The organism is Bacillus seohaeanensis (assembly GCF_042684945.1).
Lineage (GTDB): Bacteria > Bacillota > Bacilli > Bacillales > Bacillaceae_B > Rossellomorea > Rossellomorea seohaeanensis.
The window spans coordinates 32,609-48,848 of the sequence record NZ_JBHUMF010000033.1; the positions used below are offsets into that span (position 1 = coordinate 32,609).

Sequence of the window (16,240 nt, forward strand, 5' to 3'; positions counted from 1 at the left end):
TGATATTCTATAGGATATAGAATAGAAATAATTACAGAGAATATGGGGGAATTATATAATGAAACAATGGCTGAAAGAGGTTGCTAGAGGAAAACGAGGTTCAAAAGATTTATCCTATGAAGAAACCTATCAATTAGCTCGTTTTATGTTGGAGGGAAATGCAACAGATGCACAAATTGCTGCCTATTTTATTGCCCAAAGAATGAAAACGGAATCATCGGATGAGTTATTAGCTTTTATCCATGCGTTCGAAGAAGAAACGGATAAACTAAATACGAAAAGTTCTCACCGTTTAATTGATTTTGCTAGTCCATATACAGGTCGGCATCTATTTGCTACCACTATCCCAGTCTCCATTTTACTTGCGGAAGCAGGTTTACCAGTATTTTTACATAGTAGTGACACACTACCTCCAAAGTACGGGACTTCCTTAAAAGATATCCTATTTCATTTGGGAATCAATCCAGCCCAGCCAGCTCCATTATTAACAAAAGAAATAGAAGAAACCAATATTGGATTTGCTTGGACAGAAAACTATTGCCCTCCATTAGTCAACCTTCGCAACATACGGGAAGAAATCGGTGTACGAACGTTATTAAATACTGTAGAAAAGTTATTAAATATTTCGAACGCAAAATCAATCATGATGGGTGCTTTTCATCGAACGGCAATAAATAAAATAGCTCCCATTTTCAAAAATATGCAATTTGAGAATATATACATTGTTCAAGGGATAGAAGGATCGGAAGACTTGCCTGTTCATCGAAATAGTTTTATTTACAAAATAACGAAGGAAAAAATGGAATCCTTCATTGTAAAACCAGATGAGTTTGGGCTTTTTCAAGAAGAGGTAAAGGAAAATCTTTCACCAGAACAACAATGTGAAAAAATCCTCGCTATATTAAATGGAGAAAGAGAAAGCAAACTTGATTACTATTATAATCAAATCCTTTTTAACGCTGGGATAAGATACTATCTTTTTAATGTAACGGAGTCGATAGATAAAGGAATAAAGATGGCCGCTGAACAGCTGAAACAAAAACGTGGAATAAAACAGCTAGAAAAATGGAGACAAAGTCAAAAACTACTTGAAAATCTATCCTAGAATAACTAAAGAACGAACCTAGGAAGGGAATTCCCTTCCTAGGTTCGTTCTTTTTTCTATCTCCTTTAAGAAACCTTCACCATACTAAGTGAAAACTAATTTGTCGTCAATTTTAATTCTCTTCATAAATGACCTTCATTATCATCATAATATAAAATAGTTAATTCAAGACTTGAGGTGAAGCTTTTACTACCTGCTAATACAAGATGAATAGTCCCTAAATAGGAACTTCCTATTATTTTTTATTTATTTTTTTAAGCTTTCCTATTGAAATTTAAACTAATACCGAATATTATTATAGTTGCGTTTTTTAATGTTCGTATTTTTGGAGGTTTATTTATGTTTAAACTAAAAGAAAATGGTACAACTCCTAGAACGGAAATTATTGCTGGTATTACAACATTCTTGACAATGGTTTATATTGTCGTCGTAAACCCTGTTATTCTTTCCGATGCCGGTGTACCATTTGATCAAGTATTTTTAGCAACAATCATATCCGCAGTTGTTGGTACATTGTGGATGGCGTTATTTGCTAACTATCCAATCGCAATTGCACCGGGAATGGGATTGAATGCCTATTTTGCCTATTCAGTAGTCGGGGCACATGATGATATTTCTTATACTACTGCTTTTGCTGCGGTCTTTGTTGCTGGTATTATTTTTATCATTCTATCCTTAACACCATTTAGACAAAAACTGATAGAAGCTATTCCACAAAACTTAAAACATGGCATCACTGCAGGTATCGGTTTATTTATTGCATTTATCGGCCTGCGATTAACAGGTCTAATTACATCTCATCCATCAAATTTAGTTGCTTTAGGTGATCTTCATTCATCATCATCAATGCTCGCACTATTTGGATTAGCTGTCACGTTAATATTGATGGTAAAAAATGTACATGGAGCATTATTTATCGGAATGATCGCAACAGGTCTTCTGGCATTTTTCACAGGACAACTTTCCTTTAATGAGGGGTTTGTTTCCTTTCCATCCTTACCTGAAGGATTAATGGTGGCCAACCCTGTTACTGCTTTTAGTGATGTTATACAGTATGGTTTATATGCTGTTGTATTCTCTTTCTTATTAGTAACTATTTTTGATACGACTGGAACAATGGTCGGTGTTGCACACCAAGCAGGATTAATGAAAGGTAACACGATGCCTCGTGCTCGTGAAGCATTGCTAGCAGATTCCGTTGCAACTACAGTCGGAGCAATGTTTGGGACAAGCCCGACTTCAGCCTTTGTGGAATCTTCTTCTGGAGTAGCTGCAGGAGGAAGAACTGGGCTTACTACATTGACTGTATCAATATTATTTATTGCTTCTGCTTTCTTCGGACCTTTAGTAAGTGCTGTTTCTGGATTATCAGCTATTACAGCACCTGCCTTAATTATTGTCGGAAGTTTAATGATGGGGAGCATTTCAGAAATAAAATGGAATCAATTAGATGAAGCTTTCCCAGCATTTCTAATAATTTTAAGCATGCCGCTTACTTCTAGTATTGCAACTGGTATTGCTCTAGGATTTATCTCTTACCCACTATTAAAAATAGTAAAAGGGGAATGGAAAAAAGTTCACCCATTAGTTTATATTTTTGCTGTATTATTCTTTTATCAGCTAGCATTTTTACCACATTAACACCAAAAGCGTAAGCAGCTTGCCCAGAGGCGACAAGCATAGGGCGCGTCATAAATTCAACTGTTAAAAATCGTTATATTTTTAACAGTTGAATTTTTTTATTTATTCTCCTGTTGAATTTCTAGCATTATTCTCCTGTTGAACCTTATTGTTGAACCTTATTACTCTTACACAGACACGCACCGCTATTCCTATGTCTCATAGGATAGTGTGTAACAAGAAAAAGAGGAGGTTACAACGAATGTACGATGATCGACAATTTAACTTTTTCCCATTTAATCCAGGAGGAAATCAGCAAAATCCCCCAGGGTTTCCAGGTGGAAATCAAACAAACTTTCCAAACTTCCCAGGCTTTCCAGGTGGGAATCAAGGTTTCCCTGGTGGAAACCAGGGATTTCCAGATTTTCCGCCACCAGGCCAACAAACGGGCGGACAAAATCAGCCACCAGGACCTCCCCCTAACATCCAACCGACACTAAGCACTACTCAAGGAGGGCCAAGTACAAAAGCAGTTGATCCTGGCTCTATTCGCGGGTGCCTTTACCGTTATACCTATATGTGGTTACGAGGCAGACAGAGATTTTGGTTCTATCCAACCTATGTAGGACGTCGTTCTGTTTCCGGTTGGCGTTGGTACGGATATAGATGGGTATACTATGGGGTAGATTTGGATCGAGTAGAATCATTCCAATGTTATTAGGGGTATAACGATGTATAATTCCTATTGGTCACAAAGAGAAAGCCAAAGTCATACTCCAGGTGTAATAAAGGTAAATGCAGAACATACACTTTATGTTGAACCAAATAGAGCTATTGTTTCTATCGGTATTGTCACAAAAGATAAAGAATTAGCCATTGCACAGAGGCAAAATCAACTTATTTCAAGCAAGCTCCTTCTTTCCCTTGAACAAAATGGTATTCCAAAAAATCATATCCAAACATCTACTTATCATATTTATCCGCAATACAATTTTGAAGACGGAGTTCAGACATTCGCTGGATATGAAGTACGACAAATATTTAGCGTTACTATTGATACTATCGATAAAATTGGAAAAATTATTGATGATGCAGTTAAAGCTGGTGCTAATACAGTAGAAAGTATTCAATTTATTAATTCAGATACTTCTAATGTTTATCAAAAAGCATTAGCAATTGCCTACAAAAAAGCATTTCAAAAAGCGGTGACTTTAGCAAATGCATCTGGTCAGAAACTTGTGACTCAACCTAAAATAATATCCGAAAAAACCTCTGGAAAAGAGATACCGTATGCGTCTAATCAGTTTGTTAAAGCAGCTAGCACAGAAGGTACCACTGTCCAAACCGGCCAAATTGCAGTTACGGCAGAGTTAATTGTTGAGTATTCAGCTTACTAGTCCAAAAGGAAAAGGCTAGTTTCACTCCTTTTCCTTTTTGGTTACATAGGCAGTACCATTGCTTCAAAACCCTACAGAAAGTAATTACTTCTATAGACTTTTAAGCTTCCTAATAAAAAAAGATGTTGCCCATAACTAAATAAGGCAGCATCTTCTAGTTTTCTTATTGTTGTGCAAGTTGCTTTGTTTTTTTTGTACACTCTTCCATCGCTTTTAATATAGCACCACGAAATTGGTTCTTTTCTAGACTAGATACAGCCTCTATTGTAGCACCACCAGGAGAACATACTCCATCTTTCAATACACCTGGATGTTCTCCTGTTTCTAGTACCATTTTTGCAGCTCCAAGAACTGCCTGAGAAGCAAGAGTATAGGCTTTTTCCCTTGGTACTCCCTGAAGTACCGCCCCATCTGCTAACGCTTCAATAAACATGAATACGTACGCTGGTGAAGAACCACTAACTGCAGGTATCGCGTCCATAAGGTTTTCCTCGACTAATTGTGATTTCCCGAAACTTTCAAGTATTTCTATTATTGTATGTAAATCTGTTTCTTCTACATATTGATTAACACAAAATGCCGTCATCCCTTCCCCGACAAGAGACGGAGTATTAGGCATTGTTCTTACAACCTTTACTTGTTTTTGGAATTGCTCTACCATCCAATCAAGGGTAATTCCAGCAGCAATCGTCACGATAACTGCTTCTTCTTTTACTGCCTCTTTTATTTCTTGAATTATTTCTAAATAGTGGTCAGGTTTTATAGAAAGAAAAATGATGTCGGCATCTCTTACTACAGAGCAGTTATCTGTTACCGCTCTAATTCCAAATGTTTCTTCTACTTTACTGACCGTATTAACTGTTTTAGCACTGGCTATTATTTGACTTCTCGAAACCAGCTGTGATTGAAGGATTCCTCCAATAATGGCTTGAGCCATATTTCCACAACCAATAAAACCAATTGTCTTGTTCATATATCCACAACCTTATTATGTAATTACATTCCTTATAAGGATAACAAACTTTTTAGCACAATATAAATTTTACTAATCCCTATCTATACATACGAATCAATCGCCAAAGACCCTGAAGCTAACTGTAGTTTGTTCCAATAGAAAAAGCCAGCCATTTTGGCTGACTTTTTATCAAGCATACGCTTTTTCTTCTTCCTTTCTAAAGAAGCTTTTCATTGCATGGAATACATCTGCTTTTTGTTTTAAAATAAAATAACGGAATTCTTCATTTTTAATGTTTTTATAGGCACTCATTAATGTAGAATGACGGTTATACTGGTTTACCTCACCGTAGCCAAACATACTGGATACCTTCATTAATTCTTCAACAAGCTTCACACATCTGACATTGTCCGAAGTCAAGTTATCACCGTCGGAAAAATGGAACGGATAGATATTATATCGTTCTGGACTATATTTGCTTTCGATTAACTCTAGTGCTTTCCGGTAAGCAGAAGAACAAATGGTTCCACCACTTTCTCCTTTAGAAAAGAAATGTTCTTCTGAAACGACTTTCGCTTCTGTGTGATGGGCGATAAATTCAATCTCAACTGTCTCATATTTTGTTCTAAGAAAACGTGTCATCCAAAAGAAGAAACTACGTGCCATGTATTTCTCCCATACTCCCATACTTCCACTAGTATCCATCATAGCAAGCACAACAGCCTTTGATTCTGGTTTTAATACTTCGTTCCACGTTCGGAACTTTAGATCTTCTTGATAGATGGGATGAAAACTAGGCTTCCCATGTATTGCGTTTCGTTTAAAGGCGGACATCATCGTTTTCTTTTTATCAATATTCCCCATTAATCCAGTTTTTCTAATATCATTAAATTCAATATGCTCAACTGTCTGAACATCTTGTTCCTTTTGCTTTAAGTTTGGAAGTTCTAGTTGACTGAACAATGCATCTTCAATTTCCATAAGCGACACTTCTGCTTCATAATAATCTTCCCCAGCTTTATCACCGGCACCTTGCCCTTTGCCAGGACCCTTTTGAGCTGATCCGTCTCGAGCAATAACATCCCCTACTTGACTGTCCCCATCACCTTGACCCGCGTGTTTGTTCTTGTCGTAATTGTACCGAATTTTATATTCATCCAATGAACGAATTGGAATTTTTACAACTTCCCTTCCATTGGACATGATGATATTTTCCTCAGAGATAAGATCCGGTAAATTATTACGAATGGCGTCTTGAACTTTTTCTTGATGCCTAGTTTGATCATCGTGACCTTTGCGGTGGAGGGCCCAGTCTTCCTGCGAAACAACAAACTGATGATCCTTTTGACTCACGATACATTCCCTCCTTAAAAATTTTTCACGTTTTCAAATTCTCCTGCATACAATATGTTGACTGTCAAAAACAATTGGCTATAGTTATAAAACTTTCGCTAATTACTCTATCCTATGCAGAAGTATCAATAAATTTACAAATTATTTAGATAATTAGACAAACAACTATGTTTGGACAAGCCTATTTTTTTGCCAATGAAACAAGACCGTTGTATTGATAAGTATTATAAAAAACGAGCATTTATGAATAAAAAAGCCGCTTAATTAGCGACTTTTTTATCTAGTTCCTACCGCGAGTTCTATCACTTTTAAAACTTGGTGACTACTGATTACTTACGATGTCATTCCCCTACTGATGCAGTTTCTTTCGGCGGTGCTTTGTAGGCGTCGATTAATAAAAATACTCCTGTAACTATATGCATGATCATTCCTAGAACTGGAATCCAGCCAACACAGCTTGTAACAATACCTAAAATACTTCCGTGTTTATTTTCTTTTTCTTGAATAGAAAAAATAAGTGTAACAATATGTAATGCAAGCATAATCCAAAGCGGTGCCCACGCTAAAGACAGAATGATTGATCCTCCTAAGATAGGAATCCCAAGAAATGCTTCTATTCCCCCTGAAGTCCATTTTAATATTGTTGATATTTTCATGTACTTTCTCCTCCTTTCCTTCATTAATGCAAATAAAATACTTCGTCAAGTTTCCGAATAAAAACCCCTTTTTATTTTACCCCTTTCTACTATATCAAAAAAGAAACTGACCTTCCTTTATGAAGATCAGTTTTATTTTACTACTAACCACCACCGAGGGAATACATCTCGCTGGTGGAAGTATCACTTTATCCCGCAGTCACTGTCGGTAATCCCTCTCACTCTTCGGGAACCGACAGTATACTGCCCGATTTGTTCTACTAACCACCACCGAGGGAAAGCACCTCGCTGGTGGAAGTATCACTTTATCCCGCAGTCACTGTCGGTAATCCCTCTTATTCTTCGGGAACCGACAGTATACTGCCCGATTTGTTCTACTAACCACCACCGAGGGAAAGCACCTCGCTGGTGGAAGTATCACTTTATCCCGCAGTCACTGTCGGTAATCCCTCTCACTCTTCGGGAACCGACAGTATACTGCCCGATTTGTTCTACTAACCACCACCGAGGGAAAGCACCTCGCTGGTGGAAGTATCACTTTACCTGTTTAATAAGCTACCTACATAACGCAGTAGTTCATTGGCTGATGTTGAGTTGTATCCATGTTCATCGATTAGACGAGCAACTACTTCATTGATTTTTTTCAATTGCTGTTCATCTGGTGTTTTGGAAGAAGTAGTGATTTTCACAACGTCTTTCAAATCAGCAAAGAGTTTTTTCTGAATCGCCTCACGTAAACGATCATGTGAATTATAGTCGAATCTTTTTCCTTTTCGTGCATATGCGGAAATACGGATAAGAATCTCTTCACGGAATGCTTTTTTCGCATTTTCACTAATACCAATCTGTTCTTCAATCGAACGCATAAGCTTTTCATCTGGATTAATTTCTTCTCCAGTCAATGGATCATGTAACTTCGCTCTGTTACAATAGGCCTCCACATTATCTAGATAATTATCCATAAGCGTTTTCGCTGATTCTTCATACGAATAAACAAATGCTTTCTGCACTTCTTTTTTCGCAATATCATCATACTCTTTTCTTGCAAGTGAGATGAAATTTAAGTACTTCTCTCGGAGTTCTTGTGTGATCGAAGGATGCTGATCCAATCCCTCTTTTAATGAACGTAATACATCTAAAGCATTAATTGTCGGAATTTCTTTACGAATAATCGTAGAGGAAATTCGGTTAATAACATAACGAGGGTCAATACCGCTCATTCCCTCATCCTGGTATTCTTTTTTCATTTCATCTACATCCGCTGAATTAAATCCTTCTACATTCTCACCATCGTATAAACGCATCTTTTTAATTAAATCAATATCTCCTCGCTTTGGTTCTTTCATGCGTGTGAGAATGGTAAACATCGCGGCAACCCTCAATGTATGAGGAGCAATATGAACATCTGATACATCACTTTCCTGAATCATCTTTTCATAGATTTTCTCTTCTTGTGTCACTTTTAAGTTATACGGAACAGGCATTACGATAATACGCGAATGCAATGCTTCATTTTTCTTATTCGAAATAAACGAACGATACTCTGTTTCATTTGTATGTGCAACAATAAGTTCATCTGCCGAAATTAATGCAAATCGTCCAGCCTTAAAGTTTCCTTCCTGTGTAAGGGAAAGTAAGTGCCAAAGAAACTTTTCATCACATTTTAACATCTCCTGGAACTCCATAAGACCACGGTTTGCTTTATTCAATTCTCCATCAAAACGATATGCTCTCGGATCGGATTCCGAACCGTATTCAGCAATCGTTGAAAAGTCGATACTACCAGTTAAGTCAGCAATATCTTGAGATTTTGGATCGGACGGACTGAATGTACCAATCCCCACTCGTTTATCTTCTGAGAAAAAGATTCTTTCAACAAGAACATCTTCAATTCTTCCTTGGTATTCTTTTTCTAATCTCATCGCATTAAGTGGTGACAAGTTTCCTTCAATTCTAATCCCATACTCTTCATAAAAATCATCCCTTAAATGATGCGGAATTAAATGAAGTGGATCTTCATGCATCGGACAGCCTTTAATGGAAAAAATTGCACCTTTATCAGTTCTTGCATACGCCTCTAGCCCTCTTTTTAACATAGCAACTAATGTAGATTTACCCCCACTTACCGGCCCCATCAATAGTAAGATTCTTTTACGAACATCCAGTCGTTTTGCTGCTGGATGAAAATACTCTTCCACTAATCTTTCTAGTGCTTCCTCTAAACCAAACAACTGTTGATTAAAAAACTTATATTTTCGTTTCCCGTCATGCTCCTCGACTCCAGCATCCTTAATCATATTGTATACCCTGGAGTGAGCTGATTGGGCAATCCAAGGCTTCTCCTTCAAAATTTCCAAATACTGTCCAAATGTCCCTTCCCACTTCAGCTTTTCTTCTTCTTCACGAAAGTTTTCAATTTTTCCTAAAATATCCATAAGGACCTCCCCTATCGCTTGATGAGAGACGATTAATATACTCTATGCGCTTGGTCAAATGAACATGCTAAAGAAGCGAGATTTCTTGAAACGTTTTCCTTCTGTCATACAATTGCCAGAAAAAAACTCACGAGAACATTCACATACATAAAAAAATAGGCTATACTAAAAAAAGATTATGTAATAACGGCAAAAAGGGAGGATTACATAAATGGGTACTATTTTAATTTTAGGTGTTTCTGTAGCCTTTTTAACAGCTATTTTCACTGCTGGTTACAATGATAAACCTGGCTCAAATTAACTATTGAAAAAGGACTGACTATTTTAAGTCAGTCCTTTTCATTGCTTTGTTCTAAGTTAGTGCTTGCCCTTTTATTTTTACCTTTTATTAAATCCCTTACCTTCAACAAATTCTTTCATATACATTCTATGACGATTTGTCAGCATCTTGGCCATCTGTCCTGTCCAGCTATCGCTTCTTTTACCATTTGTTCTCTCTTTGTAATAACTCGAAACAATTTCATTATATTCATCTAGTTCTTTCTTCATTTCCACCTCTTGTGATTGGTACGAGTCCTCATGATAAACATGACGATAAGGTAGTCTCGGTTTTACATCTGTCTCTTTATCAGGATATCCTACAGCAAGACCAAATAACGGGACAACACGCTCAGGTAGGTTTAATAACTCACTTACTGCATATAAATCATTGCGAATACCACCAATATAACAAATGCCCAGTCCCATTGATTCTGCTGCAACAGCGGCATTTTGAGCTGCTAATGCAGCATCAATTAGAGCTACCATAAATTTTTCCGTGCTTTCGATAGACGGGATAACATCTCCGCTTTCCCATTCTCCAATTTTTTCATGACGATAAAGGTCTGCACAAAATACAAAAAAATGTCCGTTATTGGCAACATAGCTTTGACCGCCAGCTATTTCAGCTAGCTGTTCTTTTTTTTGCTCATCTTTTACCCCGATGATTGAATACGCTTGAATATAACTTGACGTACTTGCTGCCTGTGCACTTTTCACTAGTGTTTCTATTTGTTGATCTGTTAATTTTTTCTCTTTAAACTTACGAATTGATTTGTGGTTTAATATTGTTTCAATAGTAGCGTTCACTTCCATCTCCCCTTTTGCTAATTCTACCTCTTATTATAGGCAAATAACACGGGGAACGAAAAGCAGCTTGCTTACTTAATGACAAAAGTCTTATAAATAAGAAAAAAGAGAACTGACCTTTTATGGCAGTCAGTCCTCCTCTTCCTATAATAAACCTGGATAATTTTGCTGTCTTAACGCTTCATATATAAGAATTGCTGCTGTATTAGAGAGATTCAATGAGCGAACATTATCATTCATTGGTATACGTAAACAACGATCCATGTTTTGTTCAATCACTTCATCCGGCAATCCCGTTGTTTCCCTTCCAAAAAGGAAGAAATAGTCTTTTTCTAATTTACTGTAATCAAAAGTTGTATGTGGTTTTTTTCCATACTTTGTTAAATAAAAGAATTCTCCACCTTCATTTTTCTCAAAAAATTCTTCAATGGAATCATAATAGACGATATTCACAAATTCCCAATAATCAAGCCCTGCTCTTTTTAACATTTTATCGTCTGTGGAAAAACCTAATGGACGAATTAAGTGCAGTGTCGTGTCCGTTGCTGCACATGTTCTTGCGATATTTCCTGTATTAGCGGGGATCTCTGGTTGATATAAAACAACATGTACTCCCATGATATAAGTCACCTCATCTATAGATTAACACTTTTACCAGTATACCTTTTTCAATACCGGTGCAATTGTTGAACAAACTCTATGTGACATTATACCATTTCTACTCCAATCGACAATACTCAACGATCGTCAACAATAGTAAAAAATTTATATTTTATATTATCTGTGTACGCAGTAGAATCTTCATAATTCCAATAACGCATCCTACTATTTGTCGTATGGGCATTAACTAGTGGCATTCCCTTTGCATCTTTTGCTGTAACAATTGTCGTATGATCATACCTTCCATCTCCTTGAAAGTCATAACAAATTACGTCACCAAGTTTTAGTTCCTCAGGGCTATTTACCTCTTTTCCCCTTAAACCGACCTTAGAAGAAGGTATGTACCACCTTAAGGAGTTTGCAACCGTCCAACTATAGCTCCAATTATTGTTTCGCATCCACCAGCCTTTGCTTCGATTCGGATAGCCTCTCATCGGAGCATTCCCTGCATGCAAACATTGTGAAATGTAATTCGTACAATCCACATCAAATTTTTTATATACAGGATTATAACTATTCCACCATTTTTCAGCGTACTGTACTGCTCGTAAACGATCATATTGATAGTTCGAGCGTTCTTCTACATTATCTAAAACCTCTTCCTCTAGTATCTCCTTGTTTTCTTCCCCTAATTTAGAAATCTCAATATCTTGACCTAAATAATTTTTTTGAAAAAGTGCATATCTACTCTCTACTTCTTCCTCCATATACAAATGTGTTCCTTGTTTTATTAAAAACTTATAATGCACATCATAGAATACATCCTTACCCAATTCCTTGTTATGGATAGAATTTATTTTCCCCTTTGCTTCTACCTTCACAATTTCAGCCTGTCTTTTCGAGAACAATTGTAGTTTTCTTTGGATTTTTTCTTCTTGCTCACTGTTACCATCACTATTTGTGTAATCAGCAACATACCGCTCTACTTGTTGTATTAATCGATTTCTTATCATTTGTTTCCCTCCTTACTTTATCTGTATGAAAGGAAAAAAATAAAAAAACCTAATGAATAGTAACTCATTAGGTAAAACAATACATTTTTATTATAAATTCTTTTCTACTAGATCGTTGTTTTAACTTGTAAATTCTGTCCGTTGACCTCCGTTAAAAACAACAACCTTTATAAAAATAGCATTATGGTAAAATTAGCTCTAAACCTTTTTCTATCTCTTTCAATACGTCCTCGTCTGTTTCTCTTTGTTTTAATTGAATCAAAGCTTCCTCTGCCTGTCTCCCACCTATTTTTCCTAATGCCCAGGCAGCCGTGCCTCTAATAACAGGTCGAACATCCTCATTCATTACTTTTATAAGGTCTTCCACCGCCGTATCATCTTTATAATGAGCAAGTGCAATAATAGCATTTCTCTGAATGGGCTTTTTCCCTCTCCATGATCCAGAAATATACCCATATTTCTCCTTAAACTCTCGATTACTTATTGATAATAGAGGTTTAAGCAGTGGCTTGGCAATCTCGGGATCCGGTTCCATTTCTTCATGAAAATGAAAATCCTTGCCTTTATTTTCAGGACATACCGTTTGACACGTATCACATCCATAAATTCGATTGCCTATTTTTATACGATACTCGTCTGCAAGGAATCCTTTTGTTTGGGTCAGGAATGCAATACAACGCTGCGCATCCAATTGCCCACCTTGCACAAGCGCTCCCGTTGGACAAACGTCAACACATTTATTACATGTACCACATTGGTCTTCCATTGGCTCATCCGGTTCAAATGGTAAGTTTGTAATCATCTCTCCCAAATAAACATAGGAACCAAACTCAGGAGTTATCACTGAGCAGTTTTTACCGCTCCAGCCAATTCCTGCCCGCTCTGCAACCGCCCGATCAACCAGTTCTCCAGTGTCAACCATCGACTCACATCGTGCATTAGGAATTCTTGATTGTATATATTCCTCAAGCTTTGCTAAGCGGTCTCTTAAAACAACATGATAATCCGTTCCCCATGAAGCCCTGCAAAAAATACCTCTTCGCTCACCTCTTTTACTTTGAGGAGCATCTTTCATCCTTGACGGATAAGCAAGTGCGATTGCGATAATAGATTTTGGCTCATTAAAAATGAGAGATGGCTCTGTTCTTTTCTCTATATCACTTTCTTCAAAACCCGATTGAAATCCTAACATTTCTTGCCTTATCAACCTATTCTTCATAGTGGAAAAACTATTCGCAGTAGTAAATCCTATTTTGTCTATCCCTATTTGTTTGCTGTACTCAATAATGTCTTTTTTTAATGAATCAAAATCCATTAACATTCCCTCCTTTCAATTTGGTGAGTCAAATAACGTGAAACTTCCATCAGTTGCTTTTACATCCTTCATTAAGAGTTACTGTCCAATAATCCGGATATATGAAATTAGACCCTGTACTATGATAAACTATTTTAAACGAAAACGGGAGGAAAAATCATTGGAAATTAAGATTAATTCTTCAATTTGCACGAAAGTACCAGAAATAAAAATCGGATTTATTCATTATGAAAATATCAAAGTTGATGCATCTCCACAAATGTTAAAAGGCAGACTTCAATTATTTCAGGAGTCCATTTTCTTTGACTTACAAGACAAGCCTCTGACTGATGTAGAAGGGATAAAAGAATGGAGACAAACCTTCAAAAAAACTGGTAAAGACCCTAACCGCTATCGTCACTCTGCCGAAGCACTATACAGACGAATAAAAAAACAGAATTACCTTAGCACAATTAATTCTGCAATTGACCTAAACAACTTCTTTTCCCTTCAATATGAAGTACCAATAGGCATTTATGACTTAGATAAATTAACAGGAAAAGAGATTCAGTTGAAAATAGCCAGTGAGAGCGAAACCTATACAGGACTGAACGGCAGGGAAAACTCGTTAGAAAACTTAATTGTGTCCTGTGACCAGAAAGGTGCGTTTGGAAGTCCCTTCGTCGACTCAGATAGGGCTCCAGTTAATAACTGTACAAAAAATGCGATTCAGATTGTTTATTTAAAGCCTTCCCTTTCAATAGAGGAAGCAAACAGACTAACAGATTCATTAATGAAAATGTTCTTACAGATCCACGGCGGCTCTGGTACATATAAAGTTGTTAGTTGCTGATAGCAGAGCTATTAGCTATAATAAACCAGCCGAGAAGAGGATTGGAATATCCTCTTCTCGGCTGGTTTTCTTTATTCCATATCCATCCCATGACTACTAGCTATAATTCTAGCAAAATGAGTATTCAAGTTTTACAGCGCGCAAAATGCCCCCTCGATAAATAATATTGGCACCTAGATCTATCGCTAGTGACATTGTCATAGGATGTAAAAATCGAGAAGATAGTATCAACAAAAAACGCAGTATCTCATCAGTGAAAAATGAAATACTGCGTAATAATTTTATGTATTGGAGCGGGTGATGGGAATCGAACCCACGACATCAGCTTGGAAGGCTGAGGTTTTACCATTAAACTACACCCGCGGGTGAAAAGATGGTACCGGTGGCCGGGGTCGAACCGGCACTCCAGAAGGAACACGATTTTGAGTCGTGCGCGTCTGCCAATTCCGCCACACCGGCATCTTTTGGAGGCGGCAACCGGATTTGAACCGGTGATAAAGGTTTTGCAGACCTCTGCCTTACCACTTGGCTATGCCGCCTTAATTTTGGAGCGGAAGACGGGATTCGAACCCGCGACCCCCACCTTGGCAAGGTGGTGTTCTACCACTGAACTACTTCCGCATACTGGGCTAGCTGGATTCGAACCAGCGCATGACGGAGTCAAAGTCCGTTGCCTTACCGCTTGGCTATAGCCCATTAATAATAACTAGTATATGTCACATTGTTTCAATGTGTGACTATGTATGGGGCGATTGATGGGAATCGAACCCACGAATGTCGGAGCCACAATCCGATGCGTTAACCACTTCGCCACAACCGCCATAATAATTGGCAGGGGTAGTAGGAATCGAACCCACACCGGAGGTTTTGGAGACCTCTGTTCTACCTTTAAACTATACCCCTATGAATAATGGTGGAGGGGGGCAGATTCGAACTGCCGAACCCGAAGGAGCGGATTTACAGTCCGCCGCGTTTAGCCACTTCGCTACCCCTCCATATTGCTATATGGTGCCGGCAAGAGGACTTGAACCCCCAACCTACTGATTACAAGTCAGTTGCTCTACCAGTTGAGCTACACCGGCGATATATAGAATAATTAAAAATCATTTATTTGTTTAAAGTGGTGGCTCAGGACGGAATCGAACCGCCGACACATGGATTTTCAGTCCATTGCTCTACCAACTGAGCTACTGAGCCATAATTTACAGTTAAATAATGGCGGTCCGGACGGGACTCGAACCCGCGACCTCCTGCGTGACAGGCAGGCATTCTAACCAGCTGAACTACCGGACCATATTCGGTTTTCACTTTATTGAAAACCTGGTATTGCGGGGGCAGGATTTGAACCTGCGACCTTCGGGTTATGAGCCCGACGAGCTACCAGACTGCTCCACCCCGCGACGATTAAAATAAAATGGTGGAGGATGACGGGATCGAACCGCCGACCCCCTGCTTGTAAGGCAGGTGCTCTCCCAGCTGAGCTAATCCTCCAATATGTAAATGGTGACCCGTACGGGATTCGAACCCGTGTTACCGCCGTGAAAGGGCGGTGTCTTAACCGCTTGACCAACGGGCCATCTTAAGTATTAATATGGCGGAGAGCAAGGGATTTGAACCCTTGAGACAGCGTTGACCGTCTACACGATTTCCAATCGTGCTCCTTCGACCACTCGGACAGCTCTCCTTATGGCTCCGCAGGCAGGATTCGAACCTGCGACCGATCGGTTAACAGCCGATAGCTCTACCACTGAGCTACTGCGGAACGTTTGCCTGGCAACGTCCTACTCTCGCAGGGGGAGATCCCCCAACTACCATTGGCGCTGAAGAGCTT

13 protein-coding genes and 16 tRNA genes are annotated in these 16,240 nt (G+C 38.3%); 5 read left to right on the forward strand and 24 right to left on the reverse strand.

Features of this window, described 5'->3' with window-relative positions:
• The first annotated feature begins 58 nt into the window (after positions 1-58).
• The 4 genes from ACFSUL_RS19965 to ACFSUL_RS19980 all read left to right on the forward strand — a co-directional run bounded on the left by ACFSUL_RS19965 (position 59) and on the right by ACFSUL_RS19980 (position 4,122).
• Positions 59-1,105: an anthranilate phosphoribosyltransferase gene (locus ACFSUL_RS19965; RefSeq protein WP_377937939.1), complete on the forward strand. Its 1,047-nt coding sequence runs from the start codon at positions 59-61 to the stop codon at positions 1,103-1,105.
• 339 nt (positions 1,106-1,444) lie between these two features.
• Positions 1,445-2,746, forward strand: coding sequence for an NCS2 family permease (locus ACFSUL_RS19970; RefSeq protein ID WP_377937941.1), 1,302 nt, complete (start codon positions 1,445-1,447; stop codon positions 2,744-2,746).
• Between the two features lie 241 nt (positions 2,747-2,987).
• Positions 2,988-3,446, forward strand: coding sequence for a transporter (locus tag ACFSUL_RS19975; protein WP_377937943.1), 459 nt, complete (start codon positions 2,988-2,990; stop codon positions 3,444-3,446).
• A 10-nt stretch (positions 3,447-3,456) separates the two neighbouring features.
• On the forward strand, positions 3,457-4,122 hold the full coding sequence (locus ACFSUL_RS19980; RefSeq protein ID WP_377937945.1) for an SIMPL domain-containing protein: 666 nt from the start codon (positions 3,457-3,459) through the stop codon (positions 4,120-4,122).
• 163 nt (positions 4,123-4,285) lie between these two features.
• Here ACFSUL_RS19980 and proC read toward each other — a convergent pair whose 3' ends face one another.
• The 8 genes from proC to queG all read right to left on the reverse strand — a co-directional run bounded on the left by proC (position 4,286) and on the right by queG (position 13,577).
• A complete protein-coding gene (gene proC / locus ACFSUL_RS19985) occupies positions 4,286-5,095 on the reverse strand; it encodes a pyrroline-5-carboxylate reductase (protein ID WP_377937947.1) in 810 nt (269 codons plus the stop codon).
• 171 nt (positions 5,096-5,266) lie between these two features.
• The gene (yhbH, locus tag ACFSUL_RS19990; RefSeq protein WP_377937949.1) at positions 5,267-6,430 is read right to left on the reverse strand and encodes a sporulation protein YhbH; all 1,164 of its coding nucleotides are present in this window, start codon (positions 6,428-6,430) and stop codon (positions 5,267-5,269) included.
• 341 nt (positions 6,431-6,771) lie between these two features.
• Positions 6,772-7,086: a hypothetical protein gene (locus tag ACFSUL_RS19995; RefSeq protein ID WP_377937951.1), complete on the reverse strand. Its 315-nt coding sequence runs from the start codon at positions 7,084-7,086 to the stop codon at positions 6,772-6,774.
• Between the two features lie 539 nt (positions 7,087-7,625).
• Positions 7,626-9,521, reverse strand: a complete 1,896-nt coding sequence (locus ACFSUL_RS20000; RefSeq protein WP_377937953.1) for a PrkA family serine protein kinase — start codon at positions 9,519-9,521, stop codon at positions 7,626-7,628.
• Positions 9,522-9,899: 378 nt separating this feature from the next.
• Positions 9,900-10,649, reverse strand: coding sequence for an oxygen-insensitive NADPH nitroreductase (gene nfsA, locus ACFSUL_RS20005; protein ID WP_377937955.1), 750 nt, complete (start codon positions 10,647-10,649; stop codon positions 9,900-9,902).
• Positions 10,650-10,793: 144 nt separating this feature from the next.
• On the reverse strand, positions 10,794-11,267 hold the full coding sequence (gene trmL / locus ACFSUL_RS20010; protein ID WP_377937957.1) for a tRNA (uridine(34)/cytosine(34)/5-carboxymethylaminomethyluridine(34)-2'-O)-methyltransferase TrmL: 474 nt from the start codon (positions 11,265-11,267) through the stop codon (positions 10,794-10,796).
• A gap of 119 nt (positions 11,268-11,386) precedes the next feature.
• The gene (locus ACFSUL_RS20015) at positions 11,387-12,259 is read right to left on the reverse strand and encodes an amidase domain-containing protein (protein ID WP_377937966.1); all 873 of its coding nucleotides are present in this window, start codon (positions 12,257-12,259) and stop codon (positions 11,387-11,389) included.
• A 184-nt stretch (positions 12,260-12,443) separates the two neighbouring features.
• Positions 12,444-13,577 (reverse strand): tRNA epoxyqueuosine(34) reductase QueG, encoded by a 1,134-nt coding sequence (gene queG / locus ACFSUL_RS20020; protein WP_377937960.1) that lies wholly within the window; start codon positions 13,575-13,577, stop codon positions 12,444-12,446.
• Between the two features lie 160 nt (positions 13,578-13,737).
• Here queG and ACFSUL_RS20025 point away from each other — a divergent pair, with 160 nt between their 5' ends.
• Positions 13,738-14,409, forward strand: a complete 672-nt coding sequence (locus tag ACFSUL_RS20025; protein WP_377937962.1) for a B3/B4 domain-containing protein — start codon at positions 13,738-13,740, stop codon at positions 14,407-14,409.
• Positions 14,410-14,698: 289 nt separating this feature from the next.
• On the opposite strand, the gene ACFSUL_RS20030 is transcribed toward ACFSUL_RS20025, so the two are convergent.
• The 16 genes from ACFSUL_RS20030 to ACFSUL_RS20105 form a co-directional block, all read right to left on the reverse strand.
• Positions 14,699-14,772 (reverse strand) — tRNA-Gly (locus ACFSUL_RS20030).
• 11 nt (positions 14,773-14,783) lie between these two features.
• Positions 14,784-14,868 (reverse strand) — tRNA-Leu (locus ACFSUL_RS20035).
• Positions 14,869-14,874: 6 nt separating this feature from the next.
• Positions 14,875-14,948, reverse strand: a tRNA-Cys gene (locus ACFSUL_RS20040).
• A 7-nt stretch (positions 14,949-14,955) separates the two neighbouring features.
• Positions 14,956-15,030: transfer RNA gene (locus tag ACFSUL_RS20045), tRNA-Gly, on the reverse strand.
• Between the two features lie 3 nt (positions 15,031-15,033).
• Positions 15,034-15,105: transfer RNA gene (locus ACFSUL_RS20050), tRNA-Gln, on the reverse strand.
• A gap of 48 nt (positions 15,106-15,153) precedes the next feature.
• Positions 15,154-15,229 (reverse strand) — tRNA-His (locus ACFSUL_RS20055).
• A gap of 9 nt (positions 15,230-15,238) precedes the next feature.
• A tRNA-Trp gene (locus tag ACFSUL_RS20060) sits at positions 15,239-15,312 on the reverse strand.
• An 8-nt stretch (positions 15,313-15,320) separates the two neighbouring features.
• Positions 15,321-15,404, reverse strand: a tRNA-Tyr gene (locus ACFSUL_RS20065).
• Positions 15,405-15,415: 11 nt separating this feature from the next.
• A tRNA-Thr gene (locus ACFSUL_RS20070) sits at positions 15,416-15,491 on the reverse strand.
• 39 nt (positions 15,492-15,530) lie between these two features.
• Positions 15,531-15,606, reverse strand: a tRNA-Phe gene (locus ACFSUL_RS20075).
• Positions 15,607-15,625: 19 nt separating this feature from the next.
• Positions 15,626-15,702 (reverse strand) — tRNA-Asp (locus tag ACFSUL_RS20080).
• 33 nt (positions 15,703-15,735) lie between these two features.
• A tRNA-Met gene (locus tag ACFSUL_RS20085) sits at positions 15,736-15,809 on the reverse strand.
• A 15-nt stretch (positions 15,810-15,824) separates the two neighbouring features.
• Positions 15,825-15,900: transfer RNA gene (locus ACFSUL_RS20090), tRNA-Val, on the reverse strand.
• A 10-nt stretch (positions 15,901-15,910) separates the two neighbouring features.
• A tRNA-Glu gene (locus ACFSUL_RS20095) sits at positions 15,911-15,985 on the reverse strand.
• 16 nt (positions 15,986-16,001) lie between these two features.
• Positions 16,002-16,093: transfer RNA gene (locus tag ACFSUL_RS20100), tRNA-Ser, on the reverse strand.
• Positions 16,094-16,096: 3 nt separating this feature from the next.
• Positions 16,097-16,171: transfer RNA gene (locus tag ACFSUL_RS20105), tRNA-Asn, on the reverse strand.
• Positions 16,172-16,240: the final 69 nt, after the last annotated feature.

Excerpts from the sequence above, each read along its gene's own strand:
- ACFSUL_RS19965 (WP_377937939.1), top strand. The coding sequence starts at position 59 with ATGAAACAATGGCTGAAAGAGGTTGCTAGAGGAAAACGAGGTTCAAAA.
- ACFSUL_RS19970 (WP_377937941.1), top strand. The coding sequence starts at position 1,445 with ATGTTTAAACTAAAAGAAAATGGTACAACTCCTAGAACGGAAATTATT.
- ACFSUL_RS19975 (WP_377937943.1), top strand. The coding sequence starts at position 2,988 with ATGTACGATGATCGACAATTTAACTTTTTCCCATTTAATCCAGGAGGA.
- ACFSUL_RS19980 (WP_377937945.1), top strand. The coding sequence starts at position 3,457 with ATGTATAATTCCTATTGGTCACAAAGAGAAAGCCAAAGTCATACTCCA.
- proC (WP_377937947.1), bottom strand. The coding sequence starts at position 5,095 with ATGAACAAGACAATTGGTTTTATTGGTTGTGGAAATATGGCTCAAGCC.
- ACFSUL_RS19995 (WP_377937951.1), bottom strand. The coding sequence starts at position 7,086 with ATGAAAATATCAACAATATTAAAATGGACTTCAGGGGGAATAGAAGCA.
- ACFSUL_RS20000 (WP_377937953.1), bottom strand. The coding sequence starts at position 9,521 with ATGGATATTTTAGGAAAAATTGAAAACTTTCGTGAAGAAGAAGAAAAG.
- trmL (WP_377937957.1), bottom strand. The coding sequence starts at position 11,267 with ATGGGAGTACATGTTGTTTTATATCAACCAGAGATCCCCGCTAATACA.
- queG (WP_377937960.1), bottom strand. The coding sequence starts at position 13,577 with ATGGATTTTGATTCATTAAAAAAAGACATTATTGAGTACAGCAAACAA.